Source organism: Microbacterium sp. K2 (genome assembly GCF_051365005.1).
GTDB lineage: Bacteria > Actinomycetota > Actinomycetes > Actinomycetales > Microbacteriaceae > Microbacterium > Microbacterium foliorum_B.
Window position 1 is genome coordinate 2,526,037 of record NZ_JBLWII010000001.1, and the last position, 14,451, is coordinate 2,540,487.

16 protein-coding genes are annotated in these 14,451 nt (G+C 69.8%); 12 read left to right on the forward strand and 4 right to left on the reverse strand.

Going from position 1 to position 14,451, the window contains the following annotated elements:
* Positions 1 to 101: 101 nt before the first annotated feature.
* Positions 102 to 773, forward strand: a complete 672-nt coding sequence (locus tag ACLKOY_RS12305; protein WP_436453851.1) for a GOLPH3/VPS74 family protein — start codon at positions 102 to 104, stop codon at positions 771 to 773.
* A 17-nt stretch (positions 774 to 790) separates the two neighbouring features.
* Here the strand turns inward: ACLKOY_RS12305 and ACLKOY_RS12310 are convergent, their stop codons facing one another.
* Entirely contained in the window at positions 791 to 1,540 is a 750-nt protein-coding gene (locus tag ACLKOY_RS12310) for a DeoR/GlpR family DNA-binding transcription regulator (protein WP_436453852.1), read from the reverse strand.
* A gap of 69 nt (positions 1,541 to 1,609) precedes the next feature.
* On the opposite strand from ACLKOY_RS12310, the gene ACLKOY_RS12315 reads away from it, so the two are divergent.
* On the forward strand, positions 1,610 to 1,981 hold the full coding sequence (locus ACLKOY_RS12315; protein ID WP_436453853.1) for a DUF4406 domain-containing protein: 372 nt from the start codon (positions 1,610 to 1,612) through the stop codon (positions 1,979 to 1,981).
* Between the two features lie 44 nt (positions 1,982 to 2,025).
* On the forward strand, positions 2,026 to 2,391 hold the full coding sequence (locus ACLKOY_RS12320) for a cupin domain-containing protein (RefSeq protein ID WP_436453854.1): 366 nt from the start codon (positions 2,026 to 2,028) through the stop codon (positions 2,389 to 2,391).
* A 15-nt stretch (positions 2,392 to 2,406) separates the two neighbouring features.
* Here the strand turns inward: ACLKOY_RS12320 and ACLKOY_RS12325 are convergent, their stop codons facing one another.
* Together ACLKOY_RS12325 and ACLKOY_RS12330 are read right to left on the reverse strand one after the other, a co-directional pair.
* Positions 2,407 to 3,309, reverse strand: a complete 903-nt coding sequence (locus tag ACLKOY_RS12325; RefSeq protein WP_436453855.1) for an SDR family NAD(P)-dependent oxidoreductase — start codon at positions 3,307 to 3,309, stop codon at positions 2,407 to 2,409.
* A gap of 10 nt (positions 3,310 to 3,319) precedes the next feature.
* Positions 3,320 to 3,895 carry a cysteine hydrolase family protein gene (locus ACLKOY_RS12330; RefSeq protein WP_436453856.1) on the reverse strand — a complete coding sequence of 192 codons (576 nt, stop codon included), beginning with the start codon at positions 3,893 to 3,895 and terminating at the stop codon, positions 3,320 to 3,322.
* Between the two features lie 216 nt (positions 3,896 to 4,111).
* Between ACLKOY_RS12330 and ACLKOY_RS12335 the strand changes: the two genes are divergently transcribed.
* The 7 genes from ACLKOY_RS12335 to ACLKOY_RS12365 all read left to right on the forward strand — a co-directional run bounded on the left by ACLKOY_RS12335 (position 4,112) and on the right by ACLKOY_RS12365 (position 9,174).
* A complete protein-coding gene (locus ACLKOY_RS12335; RefSeq protein WP_436453857.1) occupies positions 4,112 to 4,636 on the forward strand; it encodes an Asp23/Gls24 family envelope stress response protein in 525 nt (174 codons plus the stop codon).
* Positions 4,633 to 4,821: a DUF2273 domain-containing protein gene (locus ACLKOY_RS12340; protein ID WP_140038388.1), complete on the forward strand. Its 189-nt coding sequence runs from the start codon at positions 4,633 to 4,635 to the stop codon at positions 4,819 to 4,821. Before ACLKOY_RS12335 ends, ACLKOY_RS12340 begins: the two co-directional genes overlap by 4 nt.
* On the forward strand, positions 4,821 to 5,216 hold the full coding sequence (locus tag ACLKOY_RS12345) for a hypothetical protein (protein ID WP_363573654.1): 396 nt from the start codon (positions 4,821 to 4,823) through the stop codon (positions 5,214 to 5,216). The genes ACLKOY_RS12340 and ACLKOY_RS12345 overlap by 1 nt, the downstream gene beginning before the upstream one ends.
* The gene (locus ACLKOY_RS12350) at positions 5,213 to 5,797 is read left to right on the forward strand and encodes a DUF6286 domain-containing protein (protein ID WP_436453858.1); all 585 of its coding nucleotides are present in this window, start codon (positions 5,213 to 5,215) and stop codon (positions 5,795 to 5,797) included. Before ACLKOY_RS12345 ends, ACLKOY_RS12350 begins: the two co-directional genes overlap by 4 nt.
* Positions 5,794 to 6,408, forward strand: a complete 615-nt coding sequence (locus ACLKOY_RS12355; protein ID WP_436453859.1) for a hypothetical protein — start codon at positions 5,794 to 5,796, stop codon at positions 6,406 to 6,408. Before ACLKOY_RS12350 ends, ACLKOY_RS12355 begins: the two co-directional genes overlap by 4 nt.
* Before the next feature lie 94 nt (positions 6,409 to 6,502).
* Positions 6,503 to 6,676 (forward strand): CsbD family protein, encoded by a 174-nt coding sequence (locus ACLKOY_RS12360; RefSeq protein ID WP_436453860.1) that lies wholly within the window; start codon positions 6,503 to 6,505, stop codon positions 6,674 to 6,676.
* 149 nt (positions 6,677 to 6,825) lie between these two features.
* Positions 6,826 to 9,174 carry a beta-galactosidase gene (locus tag ACLKOY_RS12365; protein ID WP_436453861.1) on the forward strand — a complete coding sequence of 783 codons (2,349 nt, stop codon included), beginning with the start codon at positions 6,826 to 6,828 and terminating at the stop codon, positions 9,172 to 9,174.
* A gap of 9 nt (positions 9,175 to 9,183) precedes the next feature.
* Here ACLKOY_RS12365 and ACLKOY_RS12370 read toward each other — a convergent pair whose 3' ends face one another.
* Complete coding sequence (locus ACLKOY_RS12370) at positions 9,184 to 10,086, reverse strand: helix-turn-helix domain-containing protein (protein WP_436453862.1); 903 nt, start codon at positions 10,084 to 10,086, stop codon at positions 9,184 to 9,186.
* 90 nt (positions 10,087 to 10,176) lie between these two features.
* Here ACLKOY_RS12370 and ACLKOY_RS12375 point away from each other — a divergent pair, with 90 nt between their 5' ends.
* Complete coding sequence (locus ACLKOY_RS12375; protein ID WP_436453863.1) at positions 10,177 to 13,089, forward strand: DUF5107 domain-containing protein; 2,913 nt, start codon at positions 10,177 to 10,179, stop codon at positions 13,087 to 13,089.
* A 15-nt stretch (positions 13,090 to 13,104) separates the two neighbouring features.
* On the forward strand, positions 13,105 to 14,415 hold the full coding sequence (locus ACLKOY_RS12380; protein ID WP_436453864.1) for a cellulase-like family protein: 1,311 nt from the start codon (positions 13,105 to 13,107) through the stop codon (positions 14,413 to 14,415).
* The last annotated feature ends 36 nt before the right edge of the window (positions 14,416 to 14,451 follow it).

Sequence of the window (14,451 nt, forward strand, 5' to 3'; positions counted from 1 at the left end):
GCACGGCGACGGGGTTGACACGACGGGGCGCAGCGCTCGGCATCCCGAAGTCATCCGCTCGGGGGATGCCGAGACGCGAAATGCCGTCATAGCGTGGGTGCATGCTGATCGTCGAAGAACTTCACATGCTGCTGCTTCGGCCTGATGGCCGCGTCGAGAGCGCGGTGAGCGTGAATCGCCTCTACGGCGAGGTCGCCGCCGTCATCGTCGACCTCGCTCTGCACGGACGCATCTCGGTGTCGAACGAGAAGAACCCGATCGTCGACATCGTGTCGACCGAGCCGACCGGCAACCCGATCCTCGACACGACGCTGCAGCGCCTCGTGCCGCTGCGCGGCAAGCGACTGCAGTCGCTCGTGGTGCGGCCCAAGCTCGATCCGCTCGAGGTCGTGGTCGAGTCGCTCGTCGTGCAGGGTGTGCTCGTTCGCGGGGAGCGCGGATTCTTCGGCTGGGGGTCGGCGCGCACTCCCGAATCCGATTCCGCACCCGAGCAGATGGTGCGCTCCCGCCTCGCCGCCGTGTTGGCCGGAACCGCTGCTCCGACGCAGGCCGACCTGGCACTCCTGTCGATCCTGCAGAACCTGAACTCGGCGCACGCGATCCTGCGCGACGAGTGCGGCGGAATGTCGGCGCGCGATCTCAAGAAGCGGATCGAAGAGCTCACGGCGGGGTCGCAGGCGGGGGATGCCGTCGCCAAGGCCGTCTACGACGCGATCACGGCCGCGATGGTGGCCATCATGACCCCGACGATCGTGGCGGCGACCATCACCTGACGCCCGCGACTCGTCTGTCAGCGCAGCGCGGCCACGCGCTCTGCGAGTTCGTCGATCACGGGGTTCGTGTCGACGGGGTCGACGACCACGCCGGCGACGGCGCCGAGGTCGAGCACGGGGTAGCGCGACGTCGCGCCGATCTCCTCTTCGCTGCCGAGCATGTACGTCTGCGCACAGCGGGCGGCGATCGCGCGCTTGGTGACGGCGTCGTCGAGGTGGCCGGTGGCCAGGCCGCGTACCGGGTCGATGCCGGTCGCGCCCATGAAGAAGGCGTCGGCGTGGAGGTGCTGCACCGCCTCCATCGCGAGGGGACCGCTCGCGACCATCGAGAAGCGAGCGAGCTCGCCGCCGATGATCACGATGCGAGCGTCGGAGTGCTCGGCGACCGCGAGGGCGATCGCCGGGCTGGGTGTGATCACGGTCAGGTCGCCCCCGTGCGGCAGCATCCGGGTCATCGCGAGGGTCGTGGTGCCGGCGTCCAGCACGATCGTCGACGAGGGGGCGATCAGCTCGACGGCGCGGCGCGCGACGCGCTCTTTGCTCTCGGTGGCGAGCGACGCGCGCTGATCGACGGGACGATCGGCCGGTGGAATCGGCAGAGCTCCGCCGTAGACCCGCACCATCTCACCGGCGTCGGCGAGCTCTCGTAGGTCGCGGCGGATCGAGTCCTCTGAGACGCCCAGATCGGCGGCGACGTCTTTCGCCACCACGCGGCCATCCCTGCGCAGGATCTCTCGCAGGTGGTCCTTGCGCTGTGCGCCCAGCATCCGACCCTCCGAATCTTGTTCATTCACGAAGTTGCACGTTCTTGCACGGTTAACGTTACAGTCTTCTCCATGACAACTCCACTCCTGATTCTCATCGCCGGCCCCTACCGCTCGGGCACCGGCGGTGACCCCGCCCTCATCGCCCGCAACCTCGAACGACTCGAAGAGGCCGCGGCGCCGATCCACCGCCTCGGTCACGTGCCGATGATCGGCGAGTGGGTCGCCCTGCCGATCCTGCGGGGGATCGACGAAGCGGATGCCGCCGACGGCGACGTCATGTACGAGACCGCGCACCGCCTGCTGCAGCACTGCGACGCGGTGCTTCGCCTGCCGGGCGACTCGGCCGGTGCCGACAAGGACGTCGAGATCGCCCTCGAGCGCGGCCTGCCCGTGTATCGGTCGATCGACGAGATCCCTGGGCACGAGATCGCCGCGGCGTAGGCGACAGGCCTCGAGCACGCACCTGCGCGGATAGGCTTTCGACCATGACCGACGATGTCCGCAACGTGCACGACGCCCTCTCGCTGATCACCGAGCACTGGCAGCCGCACCGTCTCACGAGCATCAACGACTACGACGTCAAGGTGGTCAAGCTCCAGGGCGAGTTCGTGTGGCACACCCACCCCGACACCGACGAGCTGTTCATGGTGGTGAGCGGACAGCTGACCATCCAGCTGCGCGACCGCGATGTGGTCTTGAACCCGAACGACGTGTTCGTCGTGCCGCGAGGAGTCGAGCACTGCCCGAAGGCTGACGACGAGGTGCACGCGATCCTGTTCGAGCCGAAGGGCACGGTCAACACCGGAGACGCCGGCGGAGACATGACGGCGACGCTGCAGGAGCTCGACTGACCGACGCGCCGAGCGTCAGATCCTGAACCGCACGCCGGCCATGTGCTCGGCGACGGCCCACAGCTCAGCGCCCACATCGACCGAGCGCACCTGCGCGCTCGCGGCGACGCGTCTCGGCGCCCCGCGGAACTCCAGCAGACCGCCGGGCCCCCAGTAGTCGCCGCCTGTGGCATCGGCGGCGACCGCCGCGTGCACGATGGGCGCCGCGCCCGCATCCTTGCCCTGCACGAGCGGGCGGCTGAGCGAGGCGAGGGCGCGCGTCACTGCCGACACCTCGGCGAGGCCGTCGCGGTGCGGAGTCAGCGGGTCGACCGCGTAGCCGGGGTGCGCACACAGCGCTGACCGCGCCGAGCCCCTCCAGTGCCGGTTCAGCTCGAACGTGAAGGCCATCAGCGCGGCCTTCGACCGGCCGTACTGCCGCAGCGACGGCCCCGTCCACGGCTGCGCGAGCGCGGAGGGGGCGATCTCGGCGAATCGATGGGCCAGCGAACCCACCGCCACGACCCGGGCGTCGTCGGCCAGCACGTCGCCGAGCCGGGCGAGCAGGGCGAAGTGCCCGACGAAGTTCGTGCCGACCATCAGGTCGAGGCCATCAGAGGTGCGGGCGCTGCGATCCGCCGCTTTCACTCCGGCGTTGCAGATCACGGCGTCGATGCGCTCGCCGACGGATGTCGCCGCCTCGGTGATGCTCGCGAGCGAACCGAGATCCATCGGGACGATGCCGAGGTCGGCACCGGGCGCGTGCGCCCGGATCGAGGATGCCGCGACCTCCGCCCTCTCGGTCGACCGGCATCCGAGCAGCACCCTGGCGCCGCGAGACGCGAGGATCTCGGCACACCAATAGCCGATGCCCGCGTTCGCACCGGTGGCGAGGATCGTGCGGCCGGTGAGATCGGGAAGCGCGAGCGAGGGGGGCATGCCCTCCAACCTAGGCGGAGATGCCGACCCGATCGGCCGTGCGGATGACGGTCGCGAATCCGCGCGCAGCGAGGATGCTCTCGGTGCGCCGCAGGATCTCGTCGCCCGAGACGGCGGCGAGCCCGTCATTCGCCGCGATGGCCGAGGTCGTCGTGGCATCCGTCACGAACTCCACCGCGAAGCCCAGGTCGGCCGCCATCCGAGCCGTCGTCTCGCAGCACTGCTCGGTGCGGATGCCGCACACGACCACGCGCCCGACGCCGAGGCTCCGCAGCTGCTCTTCGAGGTCTGTTGAGGTGAAGGCATTGACAGTGGTCTTCGTCACGGCGATCTCGTCGTCCTGCGGATCGAGGTCTGAGATCACTCGGACGAAGCCGTTCGCCGGGTCGAACACCCCACCGCTGCCGGGCTCGGAGTGCGTGACCCAGACGACCTGGTCGCCGACCTCGCGAGCGTGATCGACCAGCCGCGAGATGTTGTCGATGGCGTCCGGGTTGGCGGTGGCCGCCCACTCGTCCGGCCGCTGGCGGAAGGACTCCTGGGCGTCGATGACGAGCAGTGCGGTGGCGGTCGAGTCGCTGTTCATCCGCTCATCCTCGCGGCCGGGGGCGCCGGAGGCCAGACCCGGAGCAGTCAATCGTCGCTCGATTACCGCCGACGTCATCCTGCCTGGCCGGATCTCCGCGACGAGTTTGTGACGAATGCGCACCCCCGCACGTCCTATCTGTGAGCGACCGACACGCTCCCGGTGAGGCCGGAACGGTCTCGCAGCCGGCATCCGCTTTCAGGCAAAGGAATCGACATGGCAAACCAGGACCAGAACACCCCCACCAGCCCCGCCGAGAAGGAGCTGGCTCAGACTTCCGCAGCGCCGAAGCCGGCCACATCCGCCTCGCGCGTCGACCGCAGCTCGAGCTTCTCGACCTCGCGGATCCCCGCCGACGCTGACGCTGCAGGCAAGACCACCATCGCCGACGGCGTGGTGGCCAAGGTCGCCGGCATCGCCGCCCGTGAGGTTCCCGGCGTGTTCGCACTCGGCGGCGGCGGAGCACGCGCCTTCGGCGCGATCCGTGACGCGGTCAACGCGACCGACCTGGCGCAGGGCGTCAAGGTCGAGGTCGGCGAGACGCAGGCCGCCGCAGACCTGACCATCGTCGTCGAGTACCCCGCCCCCATCCAGGAGGTCGCGGGCAACGTGCGCGCCGCCGTCGCGGGTGCGATCAGCCGACTCGTCGGTCTCGAGGTCGTCGAGGTCAACGTCGAGGTCAACGACGTGCACGTGCCCGGCGACGACAGCAACGAGAACGAGGAGTCGCGAGTCTCATGACCCCCACCACCACCGGCGCCCTGATCGGGGCGCTCCTCGCCCTCGCAGCTCTGCTGTTCGGGTTCTGGGGGTTCCTCCTCATGGCCCTGTTCGCAGGCATCGGCGCGATCATCGGCCGGATCGCCTCCGGCAAGCTCGACGTCCGCGGTCTCGCAGACGCGTTCACGGGGCGGCGCACCTCCTGATGCGCATCGACCAGAACCTCGCCACCGGTGGCGGCTCCTCGCGAGCCGCCACCGGAGAGGCCACCGTCCCTGGGCGCATCGACGTGAAAGAGCGCGTCTACCGCACGGTCACCGAACAGGCGTCCGCAACCCTGATCGGTGTGCCACGCGGTGACGTGAAGGTCGATGTCACCGAACACCCCGGAGGACTGGCGGTGCGCATCGCGACGCCGCTTCCGGTCCCCGATCTCGACGACACCGTCGCGATCTCCCAGAGCGTCCCCGTGCTCGATCGGGCCCGTCAGCTGCAGGAGCAGTTGCAGCAGCGTCTGTCGGGAATCATCGGCCGGGACGTCACCCGAATCACCCTCACCATCACCGGTGCCACCATCCCAGAGAGGAGGCGAGTGCGATGAGCACCCCTGTTCTTCGTCGCGTCGTCCGACGCGAGACGCATTCACCGCGCACCGTCGCGATGTTCGTCGCGGTCATCCTCCTCGTCCTCGCACTCGCCTACATCGGGCTCGAGATCGTGCTGAGCCTCGCGTCGCAGCCGGCGCTCCTGCTCGGACCGGCCGCAGCGGGCGGATGGCTCGTGGGCCTGCCCACCGCGCAGCCCGCAGGCCTGGTGATCGCGGGCAGCGTCGTGCTGGCGCTGATCGGGATCGTCTTCGTGGTGCTCGCCCTCACACCGGGGCGCCTGTCGAAGCACACTCTCGAGTCCGGTGACCGCGCCGTCGTCGTCGACAACGGCGTGATCGCCAGCGCCCTCGCCCAGCACCTCTCGGAGGAGACGGGTCTGGCACGCGAGAGCATCACCGTCGGGGTCGGCCACCGCAGCGTCGACGTCACCGTTCGTCCGGGTGTCGGCATCCCCCTCGACAAGAACGAGGTGCAGTCGGCCGCCGAGGCCGAGCTGCAGACCTACCGGCTGACACGCAGCGTCCGCACCCGCGTGCGCATCGAGCGTCCGAGCGAGAACGAAGACGAGCTGTGAACAACACGAACCGTGCCCTGAACCGCACCCTGCTGTTCATCATCGGCCTGCTCTTTCTCGGTCTCGGAGCCCTCGGCATCGCGATCATGAGCTGGCCCACCGCGACCGACATCTGGACGGCGGGCGGTGAGGACGCCCGCTCGTGGCTCGACCAGGCGATCGCGGCCACCGCGATCGCGGGCGGAAGCCTGTCGTGGATCGGCATCGGCGCGGTCGTCGCGATCATCGTCGTGATCGTGCTGCTGATCCTCGCGCTCACCAGCGTCGCGGGCCGTCGGTCGAAGACGGCTCTCCGCTCGTCGGGAGCGCAGAACCCGCTCGGCCGTGTCACCGTCACGGAGTCGTTCGTGTCTGACGCCGTCAAGAACTCGCTCGCCACCCGTGACGAGATCCTCTCGGCCCAGGTCACGGCGAACGACATCCGTACCACGCCGGTGCTGCACGTGTCGGTCACGCCTCGGCAGAACACCGACCCCCGCGAGCTGGTCGACCACGTCGACCGACTGCTCACCAACCTCGCCACCCTGACCGGCCGCGACACCGAGACGTACGTCTCGATCCACACCGGTCTTCGGGCACGGCTCGCTCACGACCAGCGTCGGCTGTCGTGATGCAGAGACTTATCGTCGGTCGCGCAGAGCAACGACGGTAAGACGCCGGGAATCCTCCCGGCGTCACGATCACCCCTCACGAAAGGAGCTCCTCATGGGACTCGATGACAAGATCAAGAATGCCGCTCAGGACATCGCCGGCAAGGCGAAGGAAGCGATCGACAACGCGACCGACAACGACAAGCTCACTGCCGAAGGCAAGGCCGACCGGGTCAAGGCCGACGCGAAGACGGCCGGCGAGAACCTCAAGGACGCGTTCAAGAATTAAGACCCCCGGCGCGGGCGGGTGAAGCGGATCACGCTTCACCCGCCCGTTGCTGTGCGCGGGGACGGATGCTGCCGCATCCGTCGTTCTCTCCAGCCTTCTCGTCGCATCACCCCTGTCGCTCTCTCGGCGTCGGTGCGTACGGTCGAGTGATGACTTCCGCGACGACGACTTCGACCGGGGCGCGATATCGCGTCGAGCTCCCCCGACCGACGGATCCGGTGCCCGCGGCTCTCGACCTGGGCGACGGGGCGGACACCGCTCGACGCATCGAGGTGACCGACCGGTACCTGAGCCGCGACGGCAGACCCTGGATTCCGGTGATGGGGGAGTACCACTTCGCGCGCGATCGCCGCGAGGTGTGGGAGCGCGAACTGCGCAAGATGCGCGCGGGCGGCATCGACGTGCTCGCGACATACGTCTTCTGGCTGGCGCACGAAGAGGTCGAGGGCGAATTCCGCTGGGACGGCGATCGCGATCTGCGGGAATTCGTGCAGACGGCCGTCCGCGTCGGGCTCGACGTCGTCATCCGGATCGGTCCGTGGGCGCACGGCGAGACGCGGAACGGCGGCTTTCCCGACTGGCTGCAGGCTCGCGACATCGCCCACCGCACCGACGACCCGGCCTATCTCGAGGTGGTGCGGCGCTGGTACTCGGCGGTAGCAGGGCAGGTGGCCGACCTCGTGCATCGGACCGAGGCTCCGGAGGCGCCGATCATCGGCATCCAGATAGAGAACGAGCTGTACGACCAGCCCCAGCACCTGTCGACGCTGCGCGCGATCGCCGAGTCGGTCGGACTCGCAGCGAGTCTGTTCACGGCCACGGGGTGGGGCGGCGCGCAGCTGCCACCGGGGCGCTTCCTACCCGTCTACGCGGGATACGCCGACGGATTCTGGGAGGAGTCCGACACGGGGTGGCCGGAGTTCGGGCGCCAGCACTTCACGTTCAGCGATGTGCGAGACGACCTCTCGGTCGGAGCCGACCTGCGCGCCTCCCCGGCCGACGCGTCCGCGGTCGGCGACCGCGGCACCAATGATGGCTGGCCCTACGCGACCTGCGAGCTGGGCAGCGGCATGGCGACCGCCTATCACCGGCGACCGCTCGTCGATGCGGAGGATGTCGCGGCGCTCGCGCTGACCAAGCTCGGCAGCGGATCGGCCTGGCAGGGCTATTATATGTTCCACGGTGGACTCCACTTCGAAGGGGAGCTCTCGACGACGCAGGAGTCTCAGGCGACCGGATATCCGAACGACGTCCCGGTGCGCGACTACGACTTCTTCGCGCCGATCGGAGCCGCAGGCACGCAACGACGGCACTTCCACCAGCTGCGTCGCCAGCATCTGTTCCTCTCGGCGTTCGGCGCCCGGCTCGCTACCTACCCCGCGCGAATCGGATCGCAGGAGCCCGGCGAGCTGCGCTGGTCGGCGAGAGGCGCCGGCGACCGCGGGTTCCTGTTCGTGAACAACCATCAGCCGGCGCTGGCACCCCTCGATGCGGTCGAGGCTGTGCGTTTCGAGATCGTGGGGCCGGATGCCGCCGTACGCTTCCCGAGCGACCCGATCACCGTGCCCGTCGGATCCTCCTTCTTCTGGCCGATCCGACAGCCCCTCGGAGGCCTGCCCGCCGTGAGCGCGACCGCGCAGCCGATCACCGAGATCCGCATCGGCGACCACGACGTGGTGTTCCTGGCCGCGAGTGAGGGGATCGCTGCAGAGATCCAGATCGACGGAGTGCGACTGCCGGTCGTCCGAGGAGCGAGCACGGCCGTGACCGACGAAGGGCGACACGTGATCCGCCCCGACTCGGCGCCGGGAATCGACTGCCGCGTGCAGGTCGGTCGTACGACCTTCGTGATCCTCGACAGCGGCACTGCGGATGCCGTCTGGCGCGGCCCCGTGAACGGGATCGACAGCGTGGTGATCTGGCCGCACGGCGGCTGGTTCGACGACCGGGGCTTCGTGGCCGAGAGGCAGGACGCCGACGAGGAACTGCTCGTCCTGACCGACCGCGGCGATGGATCCGGGGTTGAGTTCCGACGCCGGGTCGTCGAGGGGACAGGTGCTCGTCACGACCTGGAGCCGCCGATGTTCCCGGCTGCGCCGGTGTTCGCGCCGAGGGTCGGTGGGCCGGCATCGCGCTTCGCCGCCCCGACGGAGGACGACTTCGTCGACGCCGCGATAGCTGAGATCCGCATCCCGGGCGGGATCGGCGACGGCGCCGACCAGGTCGTGCTGCGTCTCGATTGGGTCGGCGACGTGATCCGCCTGCACATCGGCGAGGATCTGATCGCGGATCAGTTCTGGTCGGGGCGCCCGCTCGAGGTCGACCTCAGCGGCCATCGTGACCTGCTGACCGAGCATCCGATCCGTCTCACGGCATTCGCTTGGGATCCCGCGACTCGCGTGCACGTCGACCCTCGAGTCAGACCGAGCGCCGATGATCCCGTGCTGCGAGTGGATGCGGCGACCCTGCTGGTGCGCCGATACGCCCGGGTGTCGTGACGGGCGTGCTCAGCCCTTGTGCTGGGCGCGGTAGGCCGTGGGGCTCACGTCGTGCACCCGACGGAACTGACGCGAGAAGTACAGCGGATCGGCGTACCCCACCGACGCGGCGATCTCGGCGATCGACAGGTTCGTGGCGTCGAGCAGCGCTCGCGCCCTGCCCATCTTGAGCGAGGTGTGGAACGCTGCCGGCCCGCCGCCGGTCGCCTGACGGAACAGCGCACTCAGGTGCGAGGGCGAGAGGCCGACGAGGGCGGCGAGATCGGCCACCTGGATGCTGCCGTCGATGCGCGTCTCGAGGTAGCGCATCGCCCGCTCCAGGGGCGAGCCCTCGGCGGGCAGCGTGCTGTCGACCGTGATGCGCGTGAGCAGATTCCAGGCGATGCCCGATGCCGCCAGCAGGTGCGCGGGCGAGATGCGACGCTCGAGCAGCGTGACGAGCTCGTCGAACAGCGCCACCACCCGATCTGCCGCGCGCAGCCGCACCAGACGGGAGGCGCCGGCCGGTGTCGTCAGCTCTGCCGCATCCGTGCCTCTCACATGCAGCCACCAGATCGTCCATGGATCGCGGTCGGAGCTGCGGTACTCGTGCGGGGTGCCGGCGGGGATCGCGATGCTCGCACCGGGGCTGAGCGCGTACTCGTCGCCGCTGAAGGCCACCACTCCTGCGCCACCGACGCAGACCAGCACGATCGTCTCGGATGCTCCGTGCGGACGCCGGCGCAGGTGGCCCGCGGCGTGGGGGAACAGTCCCGCATCGGTGACGGTGAGGCGCCGGGTGACGGGCGCGGCGAGCGCGAGCTCGACCTGGGGGCGCGGCACCACGCAGAGTCGCTGATCGGCGAAGCCCTCCGCGCGGCGCGCGAGGCCCGGTGAGTGCGCGGCGATGTCGCGACCCGTTGTTTCGTCCATGTCATCCCTCGGTCTCACCATACCGAGAGTCTCGGGGCGCTCCTAGCCTCGAAGAGCGGCCGACGTGGGCCGCCGAGTCCGAGGAGAATCATGACGGTCGATCTTCCCGCGGTGCCGCGGAGGCTGCGCGCCACGCTCGACGACGGTCGCCCCGTCGCCTGGCGCGAACCGCTCACGATCGCGACCTACGAGGCCGGGGCGCCGAGCCCGTACCCGATGTTCCTCGATCACCGGGTCTATCAGGGGTCGAGCGGAGCGGTGTATCCGATTCCGTTCATCGAGAGCGTCGACAAGGAGGCGAGTCCGCGTGAGTGGGACGCGATCCACCTCGAGAACGAGTACGTGCGCCTCGTCGTGCTGCCCGAGCTCGGCGGGCGCATCCACGTCGGGTACGACAAGGTCACCGGATACGACTTCTTCTACCGCAACAACGTCATCAAGCCGGCGCTCGTCGGGCTCGCCGGGCCCTGGATCAGCGGCGGCGTCGAGTTCAACTGGCCGCAGCACCACCGCCCCGCGACCCACCTGCCTGTCGAGACCAGCATCGAGACCGACGCAGACGGCACCGTCACGGTCTGGTGCCACGACCACGACCCGTTCGCCCGCATGTCGGCGCAGCACGGCGTGCGCCTGCGACCGGGCAGCTCGGTGGTCGAGCTCGCGGTGCGGCTGCACAACCGCACGAAGGAGCGGCAGAGCTTCCTGTGGTGGGCGAACGTCGCCGCGCGGGTGCACGACGACTACCAGGCGTTCTTTCCCGAGGACGTCCGCTTCGTCGCCGACCACGCCCGACGCGCTCTCACCTCCTTCCCGGCGGCGGACCGCCCGTACTACGGCGTCGACTACCCCGCGCGCGCCGCCGAGGCCCCCGGCGCCGATCGGATCGACTGGTATCGCAACATCCCCGTGCCGACGTCGTACATGATCGTCGACTCGCACCAGGACTTCTTCGGAGGGTACGACCATGCCGCGGGAGCGGGATTCGTGCACTGGGCCGAGCGTCGCGTCTCTCCCGGCAAGAAGATGTGGACCTGGGGCGATGCGCCCTTCGGGCACGCGTGGGATGCGCAGCTGACCGACGCCGACGGCCCGTACGTCGAACTGATGGCCGGTGTCTACACCGACAACCAGCCGGACTTCTCGTGGCTTCTGCCCGGCGAGACGAAGAGCTTCACGCAGTACTGGTATCCGGTCCCCGCCATCGGAGTGGTGCACCAGGCGACCCCGGATGCCGCGGTGCACATCGACCGCGAGGGCGATGACCTGGTCGTGTCGGTGGCGGCGACCGCCCGCCGCCGAGGCGCGCGGGTGCTGGTGGTGTCGGCCGGCGAGACGGTCGGGTCTCACCCGGTCGACCTCGATCCGGGTGTGCCCACGGTCGTGCGCACGCGGGGACGCTTTCACGACGACGGCCTCGAGGTGCGGGTGCTCGACGCCGACGGGCGCGTGCTGGTGCAGTGGGCTCCGGCGGTCGTGGCGGGTGCAGAGCCCTGGGTCGCCGAGGAGCCGCCGACGCCGGACGCCACCGAGTCGGTCGAAGAGCTGTACCTCAACGGTCTGCACCTCAGTCAGTACCGGCATCCGACGCGATCGCCGATGCCCTACTGGCGCACCGCGCTCGAACGGGATCCCGGCGATGCCCGCACCAACACCGCCGTAGCCGATCGGCTCTACCGGCAGGGGCGCTACGAGGAGGCGCTCGCGCACGTGCGCACCGCCGTCGCCCGCCTGACCCGACGCAACGCGAACCCGGCCGACGCCGAGGCGTTCTATCTGCTGGGCCTCGTGCACTCCCGCCTCGGCCAGGTGGTCGAGGCGCAGCAGGCGTTCGGCAAGGCCGGATGGGACGGCGCCTGGGCCGCGGCCGCCGGGTTCGCGCTCGCCCAATCCCTCGCGCACCAGGGCCAGGATCGCTCCGCGACGCGCGTGCTCGACGAGCTCGACGCCGTCGCCGCGCACGACCCGCGCCGTATCGCGCTGCGGGTGATCCTCCTCCGTCGCCACGGACGAGATGGCGAGGCGCAGCGGGTACTCGACCATGCTCTCGTCGCCGACCCCCTCGCAGCCACCATCCGATTCCTCGCCGGACACGAGATCCACGACACAGGCATCCTGCTCGATGTGGCTCTGGAGCTGAGGGACGCCGGTGACACGGCATCCGCCCTGCTGCTGCTCGACCGGGTGCAGTCGGCAGCGGTGACGCCGAGTGGCAGTCTTCGACCGATCGCCCACTACCTCGCGGCGGGGATCCACGACGCGGAGGGTCGGCCGGCCGAGGCCGCCGCACACAGACGCAGCGCACGCGAGGCCGATCTCACCGGGGCCTTCCCCTCAGGACTCGACGCGCTCGACGCCCTCACCCTTGCGGTCGCCGCCGAACCCGACGACGCCACCGCCCGGATGCTGCGCGGAACCCTGCTCTACGCCTCGGGCAGACGCGTCGAGGCCGCGTCCGAGTGGAACGCGGCGATCGAGTCGGGCCTGCGGCATCCCGTTCTCCTGCGCGATGCGGCGCTCGCCGCCTACTCCGTGACGCACGACGACGACCGCGCCTGGACCCTGTACGGGCAGGCGGTCGAGGCAGCGCCGGGCGACGCCCGTCTGCGATACGAGCAGGATCAGCTGGCCGTGCGTCTGGGGCACGACGACGCGTCGAGATACGAGCGGCTGCGGCCGGTCGAGACCCTCGTCCTGACCCGCGACGACTTCACCATCGCCTACGTACGGCTGCTGCTGACCGTCGGCGAGGCCACGCGGGCGTATGGAATCCTCACAGAGCGTGAGTTCCGGCCGTGGGAGGGGGGTGAGGGCGAGGCGCTCGCCGCGTGGGATGCGACTCTCGCGGCGCTCGACCTGCCGAACGCCGACCCACCGTCGAACCTCGGCGAGGCCCGCAGCCCGTACACGCCGCCCGCGGCACGCCACGAGTCTGGTGAGACGGACTACTTCGCGACGAGCCTGCCCGAGCTGCTGCTGTTCACCCGGGGGATCGATGACGACTGACGAGGGAGCCGGGCGATGACCGAACGCTATCTGGGCACCGGACACGACGGGGATGCCGGTCGGCCGGTGCCGCTCGGCGTGCCCGCGCATCTGCCCGCGCGGCTGGCGATCACGCTCTGGGACTTCTCCTGGTACACGAGGGCCGGGGAGGGCGAGCCCTACGACGACCTCGATCGCGCCTGCGCCGATGCCGCGGATCTGGGTTACAACTGCATCCGGATCTGCGCCGCCCCGATGCTGCTCTTCGGCCATCCCGAACTGTCGGGACTCGCGCGGGACCTCGAGATCGAGGGGCTCGGCGCAGCGCCCGATGGCGGGTACTACGGCCGTGGCACGCGCTGGTACGACGTGCCCGGCGGGTATCGGATCGACGTGTTCGAGCGGCTTCATCAGCTGCTCGAGGCGGCGAAGCGCCACGGACTCGTCGTCATCCTCGCCAGCTGGGAGTATCAGCAGTCGACGAGCTTCGCGCGGTCGCCGAGATGGTTCGAGGCGATCGACGCCGTGCCTCTCGCCGAGCGGTACGACCACCTGGCCGCCACGTGGGACCGGCTCATCGACTGGGTGACGGAGCTCGGGCTCCGCTCGCAGATCGCGATGGTCGAGCTGCACAACGAGGTCGACTTCTCGATCCTCCCGGCGCTCGCCGGGTCGGGCGAGCGCGCGCTGCGGGCGCTGCGCAACCGGCATCCTGATCTCCTGATCACCGCGAGCTACGGCAAGCCGCCGCATCTGGCGATGCACCAGGTGTCGGATGCCCTCGGCGCCGCGCAGTTCCACGTCTACAGCTACGGCGTGCTCGACGCGCTGCAGCAGCTCATCGACATCCGCTCCGAGCAGTCGGAGGGATTCCCGAATGCGATGCTGCGGTCGCTCCTGGTCGAGGGTGCGCCCACTTTTGCCGAGTACGGCCGGCCCGCCGAGTGGAAGCTGCGGGCCACGGTCGTCACCGACCAGATGATCTACGGCTACGACTGGGTGGATCCGGGACTGTGGGATGCGTGGCTCGACGAGCACGCCGCCCCCTATCGGCGGATGATGCGCCGAGAGATCGAGTCGCGGGTCGCGGCGGTCGCGGCCTGGGCGCACTGGAAGAGGGTGCCCGCCGTGATCGGCGAGGGCTGGCTCGGCTACACGCCCCTGAACGCCTGGTACGAAGAGAGTGCGCACGGGCTCGACTTCGCCGAATGCGGAGTGGATGCCGCGCTGCGCGCCGGTGTCTGGGGAGTGGTGCTGTGCTCGAACGCGGCGCCCCACCATCCGATGTGGCAGCTGCGCGACTGGCAACGGAGGGTCAATGCGCGAGTGCTCTCGAACGGAGCCTGACGCGCAGGCGTGGGTCTGAGGCCTGTGGCCCCGTGG